Below are 18085 nucleotides of genomic sequence, written 5' to 3'. Positions count from 1 at the left end.
CCATATGTAATTAATTACATATAGATAGTAACAAGAAAATAAACCGAAACGCTGTGAATATTTAATGAGTTAGGTCGAAAGACCAAAATAAGGTTAAGTTAATAAGGGCGCACGGTGGATGCCTTGGCACTAGAAGCCGATGAAGGACGTGACTAACGACGAAATGCTTTGGGGAGCTGTAAGTGAGCAATGATCCAGAGATGTCCGAATGGGGGAACCCGGCAGGTTATGCCTGTCACTCATTACTGTTAAGGTAATGTAGAGGAAGACGCAGTGAACTGAAACATCTAAGTAGCTGCAGGAAGAGAAAGCAAAAGCGATTGCCTTAGTAGCGGCGAGCGAAACGGCAAGAGGGCAAACCGAAGAGTTTACTCTTCGGGGTTGTAGGACTGCAACGTGGACTTAAAGATTATAGAAGAACTACCTGGGAAGGTAGGCCAAAGAGAGTAATAGCCTCGTATTCGAAATAGTCTTTATACCTAGCAGTATCCTGAGTACGGCGAGACACGAGAAATCTCGTCGGAATCTGGGAGGACCATCTCCCAACCCTAAATACTCTCTAGTGACCGATAGTGAACCAGTACCGTGAGGGAAAGGTGAAAAGCACCCCGGGAGGGGAGTGAAATAGAACCTGAAACCGTGTGCCTACAACAAGTTCGAGCCCGTTAATGGGTGAGAGCGTGCCTTTTGTAGAATGAACCGGCGAGTTACGATATGATGCGAGGTTAAGTTGAAGAGACGGAGCCGTAGGGAAACCGAGTCTTAATAGGGCGTATTAGTATCATGTCGTAGACCCGAAACCATGTGACCTACCCATGAGCAGGTTGAAGGTGAGGTAAAACTCACTGGAGGACCGAACCAGGGCACGTTGAAAAGTGCTTGGATGACTTGTGGGTAGCGGAGAAATTCCAAACGAACTTGGAGATAGCTGGTTCTCTCCGAAATAGCTTTAGGGCTAGCGTCGATGTTAAGTCTCTTGGAGGTAGAGCACTGTTTGGGTGAGGGGTCCATCCCGGATTACCAATCTCAGATAAACTCCGAATGCCAACGAGATATAATCGGCAGTCAGACTGCGAGTGCTAAGATCCGTAGTCGAAAGGGAAACAGCCCAGACCACCAGCTAAGGTCCCAAAATATATGTTAAGTGGAAAAGGATGTGGGGTTGCACAGACAACTAGGATGTTAGCTTAGAAGCAGCTATTCATTCAAAGAGTGCGTAATAGCTCACTAGTCGAGTGACCCTGCGCCGAAAATGTACCGGGGCTAAAACATATTACCGAAGCTGTGGATACCTTTATAGGTATGGTAGGAGAGCGTTCTATGTGCGAAGAAGGTGTACCGTGAGGAGTGCTGGAGCGCATAGAAGTGAGAATGCCGGTATGAGTAGCGAAAGACAGGTGAGAATCCTGTCCACCGTAAGACTAAGGTTTCCAGGGGAAGGCTCGTCCGCCCTGGGTTAGTCGGGACCTAAGGAGAGACCGAAAGGTGTATCCGATGGACAACAGGTTGATATTCCTGTACTAGAGTATATAGTGATGGAGGGACGCAGTAGGCTAACTAAACCAGACGATTGGAAGTGTCTGGCCAAGCAGTGAGGTGTGATATGAGTCAAATGCTTATATCTATAACATTGAGCTGTGATGGGGAGCGAAGTTTAGTAGCGAAGTTAGTGATGTCACACTGCCGAGAAAAGCTTCTAGCGTTAATTATACTCTACCCGTACCGCAAACCGACACAGGTAGTCGAGGCGAGTAGCCTCAGGTGAGCGAGAGAACTCTCGTTAAGGAACTCGGCAAAATGGCCCCGTAACTTCGGGAGAAGGGGCGCTGACTTATGGTCAGCCGCAGTGAATAGGCCCAAGCAACTGTTTATCAAAAACACAGCTCTCTGCTAAATCGTAAGATGATGTATAGGGGGTGACGCCTGCCCGGTGCTGGAAGGTTAAGAGGAGTGCTTAGCAATAGCGAAGGTATGAATTGAAGCCCCAGTAAACGGCGGCCGTAACTATAACGGTCCTAAGGTAGCGAAATTCCTTGTCGGGTAAGTTCCGACCCGCACGAAAGGCGTAATGATTTGGGCACTGTCTCAACGAGAGACTCGGTGAAATTTTAGTACCTGTGAAGATGCAGGTTACCCGCGACAGGACGGAAAGACCCCATGGAGCTTTACTGCAGTTTGATATTGAGTATCTGTACCACATGTACAGGATAGGTAGGAGCCTATGACCTCGGGACGCCAGTTTCGAGTGAGGCGTTGTTGGGATACTACCCTTGTGTTATGGCTACTCTAACCCAGATAGGTTATCCCTATCGGAGACAGTGTCTGACGGGCAGTTTGACTGGGGCGGTCGCCTCCTAAAAGGTAACGGAGGCGCCCAAAGGTTCCCTCAGAATGGTTGGAAATCATTCGCAGAGTGTAAAGGTATAAGGGAGCTTGACTGCGAGAGTTACAACTCGAGCAGGGACGAAAGTCGGGCTTAGTGATCCGGTGGTTCCGCATGGAAGGGCCATCGCTCAACGGATAAAAGCTACCCTGGGGATAACAGGCTTATCTCCCCCAAGAGTTCACATCGACGGGGAGGTTTGGCACCTCGATGTCGGCTCGTCGCATCCTGGGGCTGTAGTCGGTCCCAAGGGTTGGGCTGTTCGCCCATTAAAGCGGCACGCGAGCTGGGTTCAGAACGTCGTGAGACAGTTCGGTCCCTATCCGTCGCGGGCGTAGGAAATTTGAGAGGATCTGCTCCTAGTACGAGAGGACCAGAGTGGACTTACCGCTGGTGTACCAGTTGTTCTGCCAAGAGCATCGCTGGGTAGCTATGTAGGGAAGGGATAAACGCTGAAAGCATCTAAGTGTGAAGCCCACCTCAAGATGAGATTTCCCATGATTTTATATCAGTAAGAGCCCTGAGAGATGATCAGGTTGATAGGTTAGAAGTGGAAGTGTGGTGACACATGTAGCGGACTAATACTAATAGCTCGAGGACTTATCCAAAGAAAGTAACTGAGACATATTGACAACGATTTGGTTTCTTGATACAGTATAGATATTCAATTTTGAGTTGAGAATACTCAGAGTTAAGTGACGATAGCCTAGGAGATACACCTGTTCCCATGCCGAACACAGAAGTTAAGCCCTAGTACGCCTGATGTAGTTGGGGGTTGCCCCCTGTTAGATACGGTAGTCGCTTAGCGTTTATCCGCCATAGCTCAGTTGGTAGTAGCGCATGACTGTTAATCATGATGTCGTAGGTTCGAGTCCTACTGGCGGAGTAATGATTTCATTGCTGGACTTAGGTCTAGCTTTTTTTGTCAAGTTATTTACTTGTTAAAACTCTAAATTTCAGATATGATATGATTATATTTTAATTGAGAGGTATTATTATGTCGAATTTTGCATCAGAGTTTACACCTATTGCTATTTCTACTGCTAAAGATAAAATTTCTTCTATGGATAAGTTTATTTTATTTATTGGACGTCCTTCTTGTCCATATTGTCAACTTTTTGAACCTAAATTATCAAATGTTGCTCGTAATTCAAATCTTACTATTTTCTATATTAATAGTGAAAATAGTGAAGATCTTGAAGATATTCAAGCTTTACGTAAAAGATATGGCATTGCTACCGTTCCAGCCCTCTTTGTTTCAGAAAATGGAACTGCTAAGGTTGTTTGCGACTCTTCTCTTTCTGAGGATGACATTTTAGATTTTATTTCTTAATTTTTTTTGGAGGTTCTTATGTTTATTTGTAAACACGAGGTCCAGTATTATGAAACAGATCGAATGGGTATTACTCATCATTCTAATTATGTACGATGGATGGAAGAGGCTAGAACTTTTTTTCTAAGAGAGATAGGTTGGCCTTATGAAAAAATTGAAGAGGAGGGAATTATCTCTCCTGTTACTTCAATTTCCTGTGACTATAAAGCTACTTCTACTTTTGCAGATCAGATTTCTATTGAGATTAATGTTAAAAGTGTTAAATCTGCTAAACTTTCTTTTGTGTACCATATGGTAAATCAGAATGGTGTTCTTGTTTGTACAGCTGCTTCTGAACATAGTTTCTTGTCTAAGGATGGTGGTTTTGTTAATCTTAAAAGAGATTATCCCTCATTTTTTAATCTTTTAAAAGAGCATTCAGTTATGCAATAAAAAAGAAGAAAATCATTTTGATTTTCTTCTCAGATTGAAGACAAAGTCCTCAGAAGTTATACTTCTGGGGATTTTTCTTGCTTTGAAGGAGTATAATAAAAGAAAAAGGTATTTGATAAGGTGCTCCTATGTTTCACAAAGAAAACCCTGAATACAATCGACGTCAAGTAGGATTCTATACGCTTGATGAACTTGTGCCTAAAGACCATTTTCTAAGAAAAGTCGAGGAAACGATTGATTTCTCTTTTATTTATGATCTTGTCGAAGATAGTTATTCCTCGGATAATGGTCGCCCTAGTCTAGACCCCGTTTTATTAGTTAAAATTCCGTTGATTCAATGTTTTTATGGCATTCGTTCTATGCGCCAAACCATTAAAGATATTGAGGTGAATACAGCCTACCGTTGGTTTCTTGGCTTATCTCTGGACGATAAGGTACCACATTTTACAACTTACGGTAAGAACTATAGCCGACGCTTTGAAAACAAGGAAGTGTTAGCACACATTTTTAGTCATGTGCTTCATCATGTTTTGGAAGCGGGGCTCATTGATCCCTCAGAAATCTTCATTGATGGGACCCATATCAAGGCAGCTGCTAATAATCATAAGTACAAAACTGTTGTTATTGATCAAAAAGCTAAATTCATGAGTGAACAACTGGAGATTGAGATTAATTTAGATAGGAGAAAACACGCAAAAAAGCTCTTAAAGCCCGCCAAAAAAAGCGAGGCTAAACCTAAGAAACAATCAACGACGGACCCAGACAGTGGTTGGTTTCATAAGGGAGAACATAAGGAGGTCTTCGCTTACAATGCTCAAGTAGCTTGTGATAAACACGGCTGGGCTTTAGCTTATACGGTTGAAGCAGGAAACATCCATGATAGTCAGGCTTTCTCTGCTCTTTTTGTCAAACTAGAACCATTCTCACCTGAATTCATTATTGCGGATTCAGGCTATAAAACACCTAGTATTGCCAAGTTTCTTCTAGAAAAAGGGATTACACCAGTTTTCCCTTACACTAGACCAAGAGGTAAGAAAGATTTTTTACGTCCAAAAGACTTTGTCTATGACGAGCATTTTGATTGTTATCTTTGTCCAGAGAACAAGGTGTTAACTTATCGTACAACCACACGTGAAGGTTATCGAGAGTATAAAAGTAATCCTAAAATTTGTAAGACCTGTCCCTTGTTAGCTATTTGTACAGAAAGTCGCCAGAACCAAAAAGTTGTTGTGCGTCATATTTGGAAAGATGCCCTAGAAGTCTGTGAAGATATTCGCCATCAAAGTGGTATGAAAGAACGGTATCAACACCGGAAAGAAACGATAGAACGGTTATTCGGAACAGCTAAAGAATATCATAACTTACGTTATACCAGAGAAAAAGGAAAGTCCAAAATGGAGGATAAGGTTGGGCTTACTTTAGCGTGTCTAAATATCAAAAAATTGGTAAAAATGATGACAGGAAAGACCTATAATTTTACCCAAATATCTCAATATTATTGGATTATAGGAGAATTAGGTAAGAATATAAAAAAGACAAACATCAAAAACGATGTTTGTCTTCATTCTGAGAAGAAAATCATTTTGATTTTCTTCTTTTTTATTCAGCAAGGAGTTTTTGATAAATTGTTAAATTTTCATCATCAAATACGTTAAATATAACTTTTTTTATTATACTTGATTCATCAATAAAGGTTTTGACTGTTTGAATGGCGATTTTGGCAGCTTTTTGTTTTGGAAAATTGAAATCTCCAGTTGATAGACATGGAATAGCAATTGATTCAATGTTATTTTTCTCAGCTAATGCTAATACTGAAAGATAACTTTTTGCTAAAAGATCTTCATCAATTTGTGTTGGTTGGTCTACTATTTTCGGACCTACAGTATGAATGACAAAGGCAGAAGGAAGATTGTAAGCTGGGGTGATTTTAGCCATGCCAACGGGTTCTTCATATCCTTGTTCTAAGATGAGTTCGAAACAAGCTTGGCGTAACTGAACACCTGCATATGTATGAATAGCATTATCTACACAATCATGAAGTGGTTTCATACATCCTAGTAAGGTTTTATTGGCTGCATTTACGATTGCATCTACTTCAAGTCTTGTAATATCACCCTTCCAGAGGTAGATGCGATCATCTTGAGGGATGGGCTGGAGTGAAGTGAGTTGTACAAATCCACGTTCCCCTTTCCTAACTTGTAGGTAAAGGTCTTGTATTGTCAAGAATTGTGTTGATGCTGCCATTGGTTTACGTGTATTAAAGAGCGCTCTGAGAAGCTTTTGCTTTTCCTCGAGTTCTTCTGGGATAATCAAATCATGTAATTCTAGATTTTCTTTTTTGAGTTCACCTATGAGATAGGTAATCATTGCATCTTTATCCATATTTACTCATTTCTATTTTTTAGTTTTTTATTATTATACTCCCAAGATAGGCTGTGAGCAAGTGATGTCTATGATAGGCAATGATTAATATTTGATAAGAATTTTTTATGTATGTGTCAAATTCTTGCAATGGCCTTTAGAATCATATAGAATAGGTCTACAAAAGTTTTATAATGTCTAGGAGGATGAATATATGACACAAGTAGTAACAGATGCTACATTTGAACAAGAAACAGCTGAAGGGCTCGTTTTGATTGATTTTTGGGCAACTTGGTGTGGGCCTTGCTTGATGCAAGCACCAATTCTTGAGCAACTTTCTGAAGAGATTTCAGAAGATGAACTTAAGATTGTTAAAATTGATGTTGATGAGAACCCAGAAACAGCTCAGAAGTTTGGAATCATGTCTATTCCAACTTTACTCTTCAAAAAAGATGGTGAGGTTGTTAAGCAAGTTGCAGGTGTACATACAAAAGAACAAATTAAAGCTATCGTTGCAGAGCTTAGCTAACTAATCGTCACAGTCCCGTTTAGGGATTTTTATTTTATTCGAACGACAAGGAGAGTCTTATGTCTTATTCATTTCAAAATCCTACTGCTGAGGTTATAGAGTCTTATCTAAAATCAGCAAAGACGATTGCAATTGTTGGTTTATCTCATCGTAAGGAGGCAGCATCTTATCAGGTTGCTCATTTTCTACAAGCTGCTGGTTATCGTATCATACCAGTAAATCCCAAACTAGAAGGCCAGGAGCTTCTTGGAGAGCATGTTTATGCTTATCTTAAAGATATCCCATTTTCGATTGATATTGTTGATGTATTTAGACGAAGTGAGTTTTTACCAGATGTTGCTTATGATTTTCTTGAAACGGATGCAAAAGTTTTTTGGAGTCAAATTGGTCTTGAGAATGAGGAGGCTGAGACTATTCTTCGTCAAGCGAATAGACAGGATATTGTAATGAATCGTTGTACAAAGATAGAATATATGCGACTCTTTGTTTAATAAAATGAAAAGGTGAGTGAGCTATGCTCGCTCGTTTTTGTTATAATAGACCTATGATTGAAATTTTTGATACGCATACCCACCTTAATGTGGATAATTTTGCAGGAAAAGAACAAGAAGAAATAGATTTTGCAGCTGAACTAGGTGTTATAAAAATGAATATTGTTGGTTTTGATAAGCCGACAATTGATAAATCTTTAGCACTATCAGAGAAGTATGATCAACTATATAGTACGATTGGATGGCATCCTACGGAAGCAGGGTCCTATTCTCAGGAAATTGAGGATATGATTGTATCACAATTGGATAATCCGAAAGTAGTGGCACTTGGGGAAATTGGTTTGGATTATTATTGGATGGAAGATCCTAAAGAGATTCAGATTGATGTCTTTAAGCGTCAAATAGCTTTGTCAAAGGAACACAATTTACCTTTTGTTGTCCATACACGTGATGCACTTGAGGATACCTACGCTGTTATTAAAGAGGTTGGTGTTGGTCCTCGTGGGGGGATTATGCACTCATATTCAGGATCCTTAGAAATGGCTCAAAAATTTGTTGATCTTGGAATGATGATTTCATTTTCAGGTGTTGTAACTTTTAAGAAGGCTTTGGATGTCCAAGAAGCTGCTCAGAAGTTACCTTTAGATAAGATTCTGGTTGAAACGGATGCACCGTATTTGGCACCCGTTCCCAAACGTGGTCGCGAGAATCGTACAGGCTATACACGTTACGTAGTAGATAAGATTGCTGAGCTTCGTGGTTTAACAAGTGAAGAGGTTGCTAGAGCTACTTATGATAATGCGATGAGGATTTTTGGGTTTAATTAAGTTTAGACTATTTATGGAGGATTAGGAAAATGAATTTAATCAAACAATATCACGAATATCTTAATAATGAAAAGTATAAAAACTTATCAAAAGAATTCTTTGTTAAAGAAGTTGTAGTAGATGCGTTTTTTATTTTTGATACTAATAGTATACTTTATCCGCTTAAAAATTATTTAACTCCTGATAAGGTTTTTGAGGCATTAAATCAAGTGAGAGTGAAGACTTTCATTCCATTTGTTTCTCAAGTAGAATATCTTAATAATGAATCTCAAGTGGTCCAGGGCACTTATAAATTGGAACGGGACACAAATCAAGTGATAGAAAGTATAGAAAAACAAAATAACTTACTTAAGTATGATAAAATAAAAGATTTAGTCAAGGAAAAACTATTTGAATTTAGGGATAAAAAATTTTCTAATGATTATGATTCAGATAAAATTTTTGAAGTAACTGATAGGTATTGGGAACAAATTGAAACAAATATTAGACCTGAACTAAACAAAATAATTTCTGAAATGAACAATTTAGTTAATGGAGTAAAGAAAGGGGTTACTTCAAATTTTAGTTGGGAAGATATAATAAGTAAAGAAGATTATGATGGTAAAGAACTTAAAAATAGACTAGAGAACTGGTTAAATGATGTAGAGTTAGGTAAATGTTACGATAAGAATATTTTACAAGATTATGTGTTAAAGATTAAGAAACGATACGATGCTAAGATTTCTCCAGGGTATATGGATTTAAAGGATAAGGAGGGGAAGTATATTCAATTTGGGAATTTAATTATGAAAAGCTCGTATTCTGATGCATTGTTTTGGTTGGAATCTTTGGACTATCTTAAAAAGAATAGCATAAGATCTAAGTATCTTGTTATAGTTTCGAGTGAGTTAAAGGAAGATTGGGTGGTAGATGGTAAGGTTTCATCATTAAAAGATGATCTAGTTAGAGAATGTTTGATTGAAACTGGTATGATTCCTTTAAAAATTGATGTTAAGGATCTAGTTGCACATTTGACGAATATGACGGAAGAAGAGTTACGTCATGCTTATGAGACATTCAATGAGACAAGATGCGCTTTCAGCTTGTATGGTGGAGAGATTCAAACACCGTTAAGCCAGAGAGAAATGATGATTTCAATTTTTGAATCGATACTAAAAAACGAATCAGTAAACAAATACTTGGAGTTGCCATGTCTACAGCTTGCGTCAGAGCACTCGATGAATTCTATCTATAATTCATTTGAACGAGTCTATGACAAAGACAAGAAAGAAGTACTTTTAGGGCTAAATTTAAACTTAAAAGACAAGTTAGTTTATATATATAGACTATTGGAATTGAGAGTACCTGGCAGTGCACCACAGTTAAAATTTTTTGATAATGAAGTACAAAATCAGTGGACTAAAGTATGCAAGAAGATGAAGAAAAAATAAAAATTCAAGAAATCATCGTGGTAGAAGGTAAGGATGATACCGCAAATTTGAGACGTTTTTATGAGGTGGATACCTATGAGACTAGAGGCTCTGCTATCAATGAAGACGACTTAGAGCGTATTGATAAGCTTAATGACTTACGCGGAGTGATTGTTTTCACTGATCCAGACTATAATGGTGAACGTATCCGTAAAATCATCATGGAAGCTGTTCCGACAGCAAAGCATGCTTTCTTAAACCGTGGGGAAGCAACACCAAAATCTAAGACTAAAGGTCGTTCATTGGGGGTTGAGCATGCGAGTTTTGAGGATCTTCAAAAGGCCTTATCTGGAGTTCTAGGTAGTTACGATGATGATAATCAGTTTGATATTAGTAAATCAAATCTTATGAAGTTAGGACTACTAATGGGAGCAGATAGTCGAAAGCGTCGAGAATATTTGGGGGAGGCACTTCGTATTGGTTATTGCAATGGGAAGCAGCTTCTAAAACGTTTGGAATTGTTTGGAATCACTTTAGAGGAGCTAGAAGAGGCTATGTCAAATTACTAGACTACCAGTAATCTTAAAATCAAATCGCTATTAAGTAGCTATTATAGAGGTTGGGATAGTTAAGGATTTGGAATATTTTTTGTCCAAATATAAAAATCGTGAAATTAATAAGAAAAGAGAATAAATGAGAATTGCAGATTATAGCGTGACCAAGGCTGTCCTTGAACGCCATGGCTTTACCTTTAAGAAGTCTTTCGGACAGAACTTCTTAACAGATACAAATATTTTACAAAAAATTGTTGATACGGCAGAGATTGACAAAAATGTCAATGTAATCGAAATTGGACCTGGTATTGGAGCATTAACAGAATTCTTGGCTGAAAATGCTGCGGAAGTTATGGCATTTGAAATTGATGATCGATTGGTTCCGATTTTAGAGGATACATTACGTGATCATGATAATGTTAACGTGATTAATGAAGATGTTCTTAAGGCAGATTTACAGACACGGGTAAAAGAATTTAAAAATTCAGAACTACCAATTAAGGTCGTAGCCAATTTGCCATATTATATTACGACGCCAATCTTGATGCATTTGATTGAGAGTAAGATTCCTTTTGCAGAATTTGTTGTTATGATGCAAAAAGAAGTCGCTGACCGCATTTCTGCAGAGCCTAATAGCAAGGCCTATGGTTCTCTATCAATTGCCGTTCAGTATTATATGACCGCTAAAGTGGCGTTCATTGTCCCTCGTACAGTCTTTGTACCAGCACCTAATGTTGACTCAGCCATTTTGAAGATGACGCGTCGTGAACAACCGTTGGTTGAAGTTAAAGATGAGGATTTCCTTTTCCGAGTGGCTAAGGCTAGCTTTGTCCATCGTCGTAAGACATTGTGGAATAATTTAACAAATCATTTTGGTAAATCTGAAGAAGTAAAATCCAAACTTGAGAAGGCATTGGAAATTGCAGATATAAAACCTTCTATTCGTGGAGAGGCTTTATCTATTTCTGATTTTGCACATTTATCAGATGCTTTGAGAGAAGCAGGCCTATAATTCAAAAATCCCACTGAATCTCAGTGGGATTATTAGTTATGCGGAGAAAGGGATTTGAACCCTCACGCTTGAAAAAGCACATGCGCCTGAAGCATGCGTGTCTGCCATTCCACCACCTCCGCAGATGATATGCCTATTATACTGCAATCTATTGAAAATGCAAGGAGGCCCATGGGAAATGGAAAATCCGTTTTTTTGTTCCAGAAAAGCTTTCTAATTTGTGATATAATAGGGCTATTAAACGAATGAGGAGTTCACTTGCAAGGAAGAATTATCAAAGCACTGGCAGGTTTCTATTATGTAGAGCATGATGGTGTTATATACCAGACGCGTGCACGAGGAAATTTTAGAAAAAAAGGACAAACACCTTATGTTGGAGATTTTGTTGAATTTTCAGCAGAGGAAAATTCAGAAGGTTATATCCTTAAAATTGGTCAACGAATCAATAGTTTAGTGCGTCCACCCATTGTCAATATAGATCAGGCTGTGGTTATTATGTCTGTTAAGGAACCGGATTTTAACTGTAATCTTTTGGACCGTTTTTTGGTTCTACTAGAGCATAAAAATATAAAGCCTGTAATCTATATTTCTAAGATGGACTTGGTTGAAGATGATTCAGAAATGAAAGCCATTCAAAAACAATATCAAAGAATTGGTTTTGATTTTATCTTCAGTTTGGAAGAACTATTGCCGCTCTTGACTGATAAAATAACAGTCTTTATGGGACAGACGGGTGTTGGAAAATCAACCTTGTTGAACCGTATTGCCCCACAGTTACATTTAGAAACAGGTGAGATTTCAGACAGTTTAGGTCGTGGACGTCATACTACAAGGGCTGTAAGTCTTTATGACGTTCATGGTGGGAAGATTGCTGACACACCAGGATTCTCTTCGCTAGATTATGAAGTGGATAATGCAGAGGACTTGAGTGAAGCTTTTCCGGAAATTCGTCAAGCTAGTCATGGTTGTAAATTCCGTTCTTGTACTCATACCCATGAGCCTTCTTGCGCTGTTAAGGAAGAGGTTGAAAATGGCCAAATCTGGCAAGTCCGTTATGATAATTACCTTCAATTTCTAAGTGAAATTGAAAATCGTCGTGAAACATATAAAAAAACTGTAAAAAGAAAGTAGGTCTCTCATGTCATATAAAATTGCTCCTTCTATCCTAGCTGCTGATTATGCTAATTTTGCTTCAGAACTAGCTCGTATTGATGCATCAGGTGTGGAATATGTTCACATTGATATTATGGATGGTCAATTTGTTCCTAATATCAGTTGGGGAGCAGATGTGGTTGCTAGTATGCGTAAACATAGCAAGTTAGTTTTTGATTGTCACCTTATGGTTGTTGATCCTGAGCGTTATGTGGATGCCTATGCACAAGCTGGTGCAGATATCATGACCATTCATGTTGAAGCCACTAGGCATATCCATGGTGCCCTCCAGAAAATCAAAGTTGCTGGTATGAAAGCAGGTGTTGTGATTAATCCTGGAACCCCAGTTGAGGCACTTATTCCTGTACTTGATTTAGTGGATCAAGTACTTATCATGACTGTAAATCCAGGTTTTGGTGGTCAGGCGTTCATTCCAGAAATGATGTCTAAAGTAGAGCGCGTTGTGGAGCTTCGCGAAAAAGGTGGCTATTCATTCGATATTGAAGTTGATGGTGGTGTAGATAATAACACTATTGCAGCATGTGCCAAGGCGGGGGCTAATGTTTTTGTCGCGGGCTCTTACCTCTTCAAAAATCCTGATTTGACAGCGCAAGTTCAAACGCTTCGTGATGCTATCGATGCCTAAAATAGCTTTATTTGTCGGTGGTGAGCTAGAGTGGTTCACTACCGATTTTGATTATTTTGTTGGGGTGGATCGTGCGTGCTTACGTTTGTTGGAGTTAGGTTTACCTATTGATTTGTCTGTTGGAGACTTTGATTCAGTATCTCGGTCAGAGTTAGAGATGATCCAATCAGCTACCAAAGATTGTATGATTGCTCCGGCTGAAAAGGATGACACGGATACAGAGTTAGCCCTAAAAATTACATTTCAGTTATATCCTGAGGCGGAAGTAACTATTTTCGGTGCTTTTGGTGGCAGAATTGATCATATGTTATCAAATATATTTTTGGTCAGCGATCCTGAATTAGCTCCTTTTATGAGGCGTATCTGTTTGCGAGATAAGCAAAATAAGATTACTTATTATCCAGAAGGAAGTCATAAAGTTTTACCAGAACCTGGAATGACATATGTTTCTTTTTTACATGAGGGTGATGGAGAACTGACGATTTTGGGAGCAAAATACGAATTAACTAGTATGAATTATTTCCAGAAGAAAATCTATTCTAGCAATGAATTCATTGATGGTCCGATTCAAGTGCTTGTGCCAAATGGATATGTGATTGTCATCCAGACTAAAGATAGGAGTTAGTATGATTTATCTACTTACACTTTTAACTTTATTAAGCTTGGGGATTCTTATTGTTCTTTTCTTGAAGAATATGGAGTTAAAAGAACAGATTAATAAGAGTTTGGAAGAAAATGCAGATAATCTTTCAGATCAAGTTTCGTTTCAATTGGAAAGTTTTGCTAAGACAAACCAACTGGAAACAACAAAGCAATTGAACCAATTGCAGATGGAACTATATCAACAGTTGACAGATATCCGAGAGGTTTTACATCAAAATTTGTCTGATAATCGAGACCGTTCTGACCAACGTCTTGAGCAAATAAACCAAAGCTTAACCAAAGCTGTTAAAGATATGCAGGATTCCAATGAGAAACGTTTGGAACAAATGCGTCAGACAGTTGAAGAGAAACTTGAGCAAACCTTACAAACACGTTTACAAGCCTCTTTTGAGACAGTTTCAAGACAGTTAGAGTCGGTTAATCAGGGCTTGGGGGAAATGAAAAATGTAGCCAAGGATGTTGGAAGTCTTAACAAGGTCCTTTCAAATACAAAAACACGAGGTATTTTGGGAGAGCTTCAATTAGGGCAAATTATTGAAGACATATTGACTGTTAATCAGTACGAGCGAGAATTTCCTACGGTATCAGGTTCAAGTGAACGAGTTGAATATGCAATCAAAATGCCAGGAAACCATAAAGACGAATATATCTACCTTCCCATTGATTCTAAGTTTCCTTTGGAAGATTACTATCGTCTGGAAGATGCTTATGAGTCTGGTAATAAAGAGGAGATTGAGAATCACCGTAAGTCACTTCTGGCTAGTATTAAGCGATTTGCAAAGGATATTAACAAGAAGTATCTTAACCCACCTGAAACTACAAATTTTGGTATATTATTTTTGCCGACGGAAGGACTTTATGCTGAGGTAGTACGCCAACCAGCCTTCTTTGACGCCCTTCGTCGCGAGGAGAATATTGTTATCGCAGGGCCGTCAACCTTATCAGCACTCTTGAATTCATTGTCTGTAGGTTTTAGAACTTTGAATATTCAAAAGAATGCGGATGATATTAGTAAGATTTTAGGTAACGTCAAACTAGAATTTGGCAGGTTTGGAGATATGTTAGCTAAAGCTCAGAAACAATTGAATACAGCAAGTAAAACCGTCGATAGTCTTCTTAACACAAGGAGTAGGGCAATTGTTAGAGCTCTTGATACAATTGAAACCTATCAAGACAGTGCGATACAAAGTTTGTTGGATTTACCACGATTAGAAAACGAGGACAAGCATGAAGATTAATCAAATGAAAAAAGACGAGTATTTTGAAGGTTTTTATCTGATTAAGCGTGCAGAGGTACGTAAGACAAGAGCAGGAAAGGATTACATTGCCTTTACATTCCAGGATGATACTGGAGAGATTTCAGGCAACCTATGGGATGCTCAGCCTTATAATGTCGAAGAATTTACCGCAGGTAAAGTAGTGCATATGGAGGGCCGTCGAGAGGTTTATAATAATACTCCTCAGGTAAACCAAATTACCTTACGCTTGCCTACATTTGGTGAGCCAAATGATCCGGCTGATTTCAAAGAGAAACCACCAGTAAATCCTTCCGAAGTACGCGAATACCTAGAGCAAATGATTTTCAAGATTGAGGAAGCAACTTGGCAGCGTGTTGTTCGTGCCCTTTATCGAAAGTATAATAAAGAGTTCTTCACTTTTCCAGCTGCTAAAACAAATCATCATGCTTTTGAAAGTGGACTAGCCTATCATACAGCTACTATGGTTCGCCTAGCGGACAGCATTGGAGATATTTATCCAGAGCTCAATAAGAGCCTACTCTTTGCCGGAATTATGCTTCATGATTTGGCTAAGGTTATTGAACTTACTGGTCCTGAAAATACTGAGTATACGGTTCGTGGAAACTTAATTGGTCATATTGCTTTGATTGATGAAGAAATCACTAAGGTGCTCATGGAGCTCAATATTGATGATACGCGTGAGGATGTCGTTGTTTTGCGTCATGTCATTCTCAGCCACCACGGACAACTAGAGTATGGTAGCCCAGTGCGACCTCGTATTATGGAAGCAGAAATTATTCATATGATTGATAATCTTGATGCCAGTATGATGATGATGACGACAGCCCTTAATCTAGTAGGTCCAGGAGAAATGACAAATCGTCTCTTTGCTATGGATAATCGTTCTTTCTACAAGCCAAAATTTGATTAAAATCGAAATTAAGCGAGCATTTTATATGAAAATGTTCGTTTTTTGCTGTATTATGGTATAATAGTTAAAAAGTACAGAAAATATAGGTAACATATGAAATTAAAACGAAGTGAGCGCATGGTAGTGATTTCAAACTACCTGATTAATAATCCTTATCAATTGACAAGCCTCAACACCTTTGCAGAGCGTTATGAAGCTGCAAAGTCTTCAATCTCAGAAGATGTTGCTATCATTAAAAAAGCTTTTGAGGAAAGTCAGATAGGAGAAATCGAAACAGTAACGGGTGCATCTGGTGGCGTTATGTTTACACCAACTATTTCTGATGAAGATGCAAGAAGTCTGGTTGAAGATCTTTGTAAACGTCTTTCCGAGAGTGATCGTATCTTACCAGGTGGTTATCTCTACCTATCTGATTTACTGAGTACACCGTCTATTTTGAAAAATGTTGGTCGTATCATTGCTAGTGCCTTTAAAGGACAAAAAATTGATGCCGTTATGACTGTTGCAACTAAAGGAGTTCCTTTAGCAAATGCAGTAGCAGATGTCTTGAACATTCCATTTGTTATCGTTCGTCGTGACTTGAAAATTACAGAAGGTTCAACCGTATCGGTAAACTATGTTAGTGGTTCAAGTGATCGTATTGAAAAGATGTTTCTTTCAAAACGTAGTTTGAAACCAAATAGCCGCGTCCTTATTGTTGATGATTTTCTTAAAGGTGGTGGTACCATTACGGGTATGATTAGCTTGCTTTCAGAATTTGATAGTGAGTTAGTAGGTGTAGCTGTATTCGCAGAAAATGCTAAAGGTGATCGTGATATCCATGAATATAAATCATTACTTACTGTTTCTGACATCGATGTAAAAGCACAGAAGGTAGAAGTTGAAGTCGGTAATATTTTTGACAAATAATTAATCTACGATAGTATTCCTAATTTAACGATTAGGAATTTTTCTTTTTAACAAGAAAGTCTTGACAATAATTATCAAAAAATGATACTATATTAGACGGTACTTTTTACTTTTGGTCTCTCAAAAGTGTACAGAGACGTGCTGACATAAGTTGCAAAAGTACACACAGATATGGGCTGTCACCAAGTGCCATATCAACCAAAAATAAAAAAACACAGGAGAATGTAGATGCCTACAATTAACCAATTGGTTCGTAAACCACGTCAATCAAAAGTTGTAAAATCTAAATCACCAGCTTTGAACGTTGGTTACAACAGCCACAAAAAAGTTCAAACTAACGTATCTTCACCACAAAAACGTGGTGTTGCAACACGTGTTGGAACAATGACACCTAAGAAACCTAACTCAGCCCTTCGTAAATTCGCTCGTGTACGTTTGAGCAACCTTATCGAAGTTACTGCTTACATCCCAGGTATCGGACACAACCTCCAAGAACACAGCGTTGTTCTTATCCGTGGTGGACGTGTAAAAGACCTTCCAGGGGTACGTTACCACATCGTCCGTGGTGCACTTGATACTGCAGGTGTAGCTGATCGTAAACAAAGCCGTTCTAAATACGGTGCTAAACGTCCTAAAGGATAAGAAGGGAGATAAGATAAAATGAGTCGTAAAAATAGAGCGCCTAAACGCGAAGTATTGGCAGATCCATTGTACAATTCAAAAATCGTTACACGTCTTATCAACCGTGTAATGCTTGACGGTAAACGTGGTACTGCTGCAACAATCGTATACGATGCTTTCGAGCAAATCAAAGAAGCAACTGGAAACGATGCTCTTGAAGTATTTGAAACAGCTATGGACAACATCATGCCTGTACTTGAAGTACGTGCACGTCGTGTCGGTGGTTCAAACTACCAAGTCCCAGTTGAAGTTCGTCCAGAACGTCGTACAACTCTTGGTCTTCGTTGGTTGGTTAACGCATCACGTGCGCGTGGTGAACACACTATGAAAGATCGTCTTGCAAAAGAAATCATGGATGCTGCAAACAACACTGGTGCATCAGTTAAGAAACGTGAAGATACTCACAAAATGGCTGAAGCAAACCGTGCCTTTGCACACTTCCGCTGGTAATCATAAGTTTCAAGCTGAATTACAGTCATATATTCATAAGCTAAGATTATGGATTTGTAATAGGCTGACTCTGAATTCAAATAA

General features: G+C 38.8%; 18 protein-coding genes, 2 tRNA genes and 2 rRNA genes. 20 read left to right on the top strand and 2 right to left on the bottom strand.

What is annotated here, in order from left to right:
- Positions 1-91: 91 nt before the first annotated feature.
- The 6 genes from NST80_RS09455 (at position 92) to NST80_RS09430 (ending at position 5803) form a co-directional block, all read left to right on the top strand.
- A 23S ribosomal RNA gene (locus NST80_RS09455) occupies positions 92-2991 on the top strand.
- Positions 2992-3074: 83 nt separating this feature from the next.
- A 5S ribosomal RNA gene (rrf, locus tag NST80_RS09450) occupies positions 3075-3190 on the top strand.
- A 5-nt stretch (positions 3191-3195) separates the two neighbouring features.
- Positions 3196-3269 (top strand) — tRNA-Asn (locus NST80_RS09445).
- A gap of 111 nt (positions 3270-3380) precedes the next feature.
- On the top strand, positions 3381-3716 hold the full coding sequence (traF, locus tag NST80_RS09440; protein ID WP_118172483.1) for a conjugal transfer protein TraF: 336 nt from the start codon (positions 3381-3383) through the stop codon (positions 3714-3716).
- An 18-nt stretch (positions 3717-3734) separates the two neighbouring features.
- A complete protein-coding gene (locus tag NST80_RS09435; protein ID WP_118172480.1) occupies positions 3735-4148 on the top strand; it encodes an acyl-CoA thioesterase in 414 nt (137 codons plus the stop codon).
- Between the two features lie 128 nt (positions 4149-4276).
- A complete protein-coding gene (locus NST80_RS09430) occupies positions 4277-5803 on the top strand; it encodes an IS1182-like element ISSth2 family transposase (protein ID WP_342504601.1) in 1527 nt (508 codons plus the stop codon).
- Here NST80_RS09430 and NST80_RS09425 read toward each other — a convergent pair.
- A complete protein-coding gene (locus tag NST80_RS09425; protein WP_070849563.1) occupies positions 5748-6530 on the bottom strand; it encodes a protein-ADP-ribose hydrolase in 783 nt (260 codons plus the stop codon). The two genes, NST80_RS09430 and NST80_RS09425, sit on opposite strands and share 56 nt — an antisense overlap.
- Before the next feature lie 193 nt (positions 6531-6723).
- Here NST80_RS09425 and trxA point away from each other — a divergent pair, with 193 nt between their 5' ends.
- From trxA to rsmA, 6 genes are all read left to right on the top strand, one after another.
- Entirely contained in the window at positions 6724-7038 is a 315-nt protein-coding gene (trxA, locus tag NST80_RS09420) for a thioredoxin (RefSeq protein ID WP_002884315.1), read from the top strand.
- A 59-nt stretch (positions 7039-7097) separates the two neighbouring features.
- Complete coding sequence (locus NST80_RS09415; protein WP_070847195.1) at positions 7098-7529, top strand: CoA-binding protein; 432 nt, start codon at positions 7098-7100, stop codon at positions 7527-7529.
- 53 nt (positions 7530-7582) lie between these two features.
- Entirely contained in the window at positions 7583-8356 is a 774-nt protein-coding gene (locus NST80_RS09410; protein ID WP_070847204.1) for a TatD family hydrolase, read from the top strand.
- 29 nt (positions 8357-8385) lie between these two features.
- A complete protein-coding gene (locus tag NST80_RS09405) occupies positions 8386-9786 on the top strand; it encodes a PIN-like domain-containing protein (RefSeq protein ID WP_118172386.1) in 1401 nt (466 codons plus the stop codon).
- The gene (rnmV, locus tag NST80_RS09400) at positions 9762-10334 is read left to right on the top strand and encodes a ribonuclease M5 (protein ID WP_118172384.1); all 573 of its coding nucleotides are present in this window, start codon (positions 9762-9764) and stop codon (positions 10332-10334) included. The genes NST80_RS09405 and rnmV overlap by 25 nt, the downstream gene beginning before the upstream one ends.
- A 124-nt stretch (positions 10335-10458) precedes the next feature.
- A complete protein-coding gene (gene rsmA / locus NST80_RS09395; protein ID WP_013991214.1) occupies positions 10459-11331 on the top strand; it encodes a 16S rRNA (adenine(1518)-N(6)/adenine(1519)-N(6))-dimethyltransferase RsmA in 873 nt (290 codons plus the stop codon).
- A 39-nt stretch (positions 11332-11370) separates the two neighbouring features.
- Here the strand turns inward: rsmA and NST80_RS09390 are convergent.
- Positions 11371-11453: transfer RNA gene (locus NST80_RS09390), tRNA-Leu, on the bottom strand.
- Between the two features lie 136 nt (positions 11454-11589).
- Here NST80_RS09390 and rsgA point away from each other — a divergent pair.
- The 8 genes from rsgA (at position 11590) to rpsG (ending at position 18001) form a co-directional block, all read left to right on the top strand.
- Positions 11590-12462 carry a ribosome small subunit-dependent GTPase A gene (rsgA, locus tag NST80_RS09385; RefSeq protein WP_014632574.1) on the top strand — a complete coding sequence of 291 codons (873 nt, stop codon included), beginning with the start codon at positions 11590-11592 and terminating at the stop codon, positions 12460-12462.
- A 7-nt stretch (positions 12463-12469) separates the two neighbouring features.
- The gene (gene rpe / locus NST80_RS09380) at positions 12470-13129 is read left to right on the top strand and encodes a ribulose-phosphate 3-epimerase (RefSeq protein WP_049553481.1); all 660 of its coding nucleotides are present in this window, start codon (positions 12470-12472) and stop codon (positions 13127-13129) included.
- Positions 13122-13754 (top strand): thiamine diphosphokinase, encoded by a 633-nt coding sequence (locus tag NST80_RS09375; RefSeq protein ID WP_049553482.1) that lies wholly within the window; start codon positions 13122-13124, stop codon positions 13752-13754. Before rpe ends, NST80_RS09375 begins: the two co-directional genes overlap by 8 nt.
- Before the next feature lies 1 nt (position 13755).
- Positions 13756-15030, top strand: a complete 1275-nt coding sequence (locus tag NST80_RS09370; RefSeq protein WP_045769115.1) for a DNA recombination protein RmuC — start codon at positions 13756-13758, stop codon at positions 15028-15030.
- Positions 15020-15961 (top strand): 3'-5' exoribonuclease YhaM family protein, encoded by a 942-nt coding sequence (locus NST80_RS09365; protein WP_002884679.1) that lies wholly within the window; start codon positions 15020-15022, stop codon positions 15959-15961. Before NST80_RS09370 ends, NST80_RS09365 begins: the two co-directional genes overlap by 11 nt.
- A gap of 93 nt (positions 15962-16054) precedes the next feature.
- A complete protein-coding gene (gene purR / locus NST80_RS09360) occupies positions 16055-16870 on the top strand; it encodes a pur operon repressor (protein ID WP_002891918.1) in 816 nt (271 codons plus the stop codon).
- A 228-nt stretch (positions 16871-17098) separates the two neighbouring features.
- Entirely contained in the window at positions 17099-17512 is a 414-nt protein-coding gene (gene rpsL / locus NST80_RS09355; RefSeq protein ID WP_002884809.1) for a 30S ribosomal protein S12, read from the top strand.
- Between the two features lie 18 nt (positions 17513-17530).
- Positions 17531-18001, top strand: coding sequence for a 30S ribosomal protein S7 (gene rpsG, locus NST80_RS09350; RefSeq protein ID WP_002884746.1), 471 nt, complete (start codon positions 17531-17533; stop codon positions 17999-18001).
- Positions 18002-18085 lie beyond the last annotated feature (84 nt).

The organism is Streptococcus sp. FSL K6-1323, assembly GCF_038630745.1.
In the GTDB taxonomy this organism is placed as follows: Bacteria; Bacillota; Bacilli; order Lactobacillales; family Streptococcaceae; genus Streptococcus; species Streptococcus salivarius_D.
The sequence above is the reverse complement of the archived record's forward strand: the minus strand, read 5'-3'. Positions and strand labels throughout refer to the sequence as shown.

Bases quoted from the DNA above. Each gene is read 5' to 3' on its own strand.
- rnmV (WP_118172384.1), top strand. From the start codon at position 9,762: ATGCAAGAAGATGAAGAAAAAATAAAAATTCAAGAAATCATCGTGGTA.
- NST80_RS09410 (WP_070847204.1), top strand. From the start codon at position 7,583: ATGATTGAAATTTTTGATACGCATACCCACCTTAATGTGGATAATTTT.
- NST80_RS09370 (WP_045769115.1), top strand. From the start codon at position 13,756: ATGATTTATCTACTTACACTTTTAACTTTATTAAGCTTGGGGATTCTT.
- purR (WP_002891918.1), top strand. From the start codon at position 16,055: ATGAAATTAAAACGAAGTGAGCGCATGGTAGTGATTTCAAACTACCTG.
- rpe (WP_049553481.1), top strand. From the start codon at position 12,470: ATGTCATATAAAATTGCTCCTTCTATCCTAGCTGCTGATTATGCTAAT.
- rpsG (WP_002884746.1), top strand. From the start codon at position 17,531: ATGAGTCGTAAAAATAGAGCGCCTAAACGCGAAGTATTGGCAGATCCA.
- trxA (WP_002884315.1), top strand. From the start codon at position 6,724: ATGACACAAGTAGTAACAGATGCTACATTTGAACAAGAAACAGCTGAA.
- NST80_RS09405 (WP_118172386.1), top strand. From the start codon at position 8,386: ATGAATTTAATCAAACAATATCACGAATATCTTAATAATGAAAAGTAT.
- NST80_RS09375 (WP_049553482.1), top strand. From the start codon at position 13,122: ATGCCTAAAATAGCTTTATTTGTCGGTGGTGAGCTAGAGTGGTTCACT.
- traF (WP_118172483.1), top strand. From the start codon at position 3,381: ATGTCGAATTTTGCATCAGAGTTTACACCTATTGCTATTTCTACTGCT.
- NST80_RS09435 (WP_118172480.1), top strand. From the start codon at position 3,735: ATGTTTATTTGTAAACACGAGGTCCAGTATTATGAAACAGATCGAATG.
- NST80_RS09365 (WP_002884679.1), top strand. From the start codon at position 15,020: ATGAAGATTAATCAAATGAAAAAAGACGAGTATTTTGAAGGTTTTTAT.
- NST80_RS09415 (WP_070847195.1), top strand. From the start codon at position 7,098: ATGTCTTATTCATTTCAAAATCCTACTGCTGAGGTTATAGAGTCTTAT.
- NST80_RS09425 (WP_070849563.1), bottom strand. From the start codon at position 6,530: ATGGATAAAGATGCAATGATTACCTATCTCATAGGTGAACTCAAAAAA.
- NST80_RS09430 (WP_342504601.1), top strand. From the start codon at position 4,277: ATGTTTCACAAAGAAAACCCTGAATACAATCGACGTCAAGTAGGATTC.
- rpsL (WP_002884809.1), top strand. From the start codon at position 17,099: ATGCCTACAATTAACCAATTGGTTCGTAAACCACGTCAATCAAAAGTT.
- rsmA (WP_013991214.1), top strand. From the start codon at position 10,459: ATGAGAATTGCAGATTATAGCGTGACCAAGGCTGTCCTTGAACGCCAT.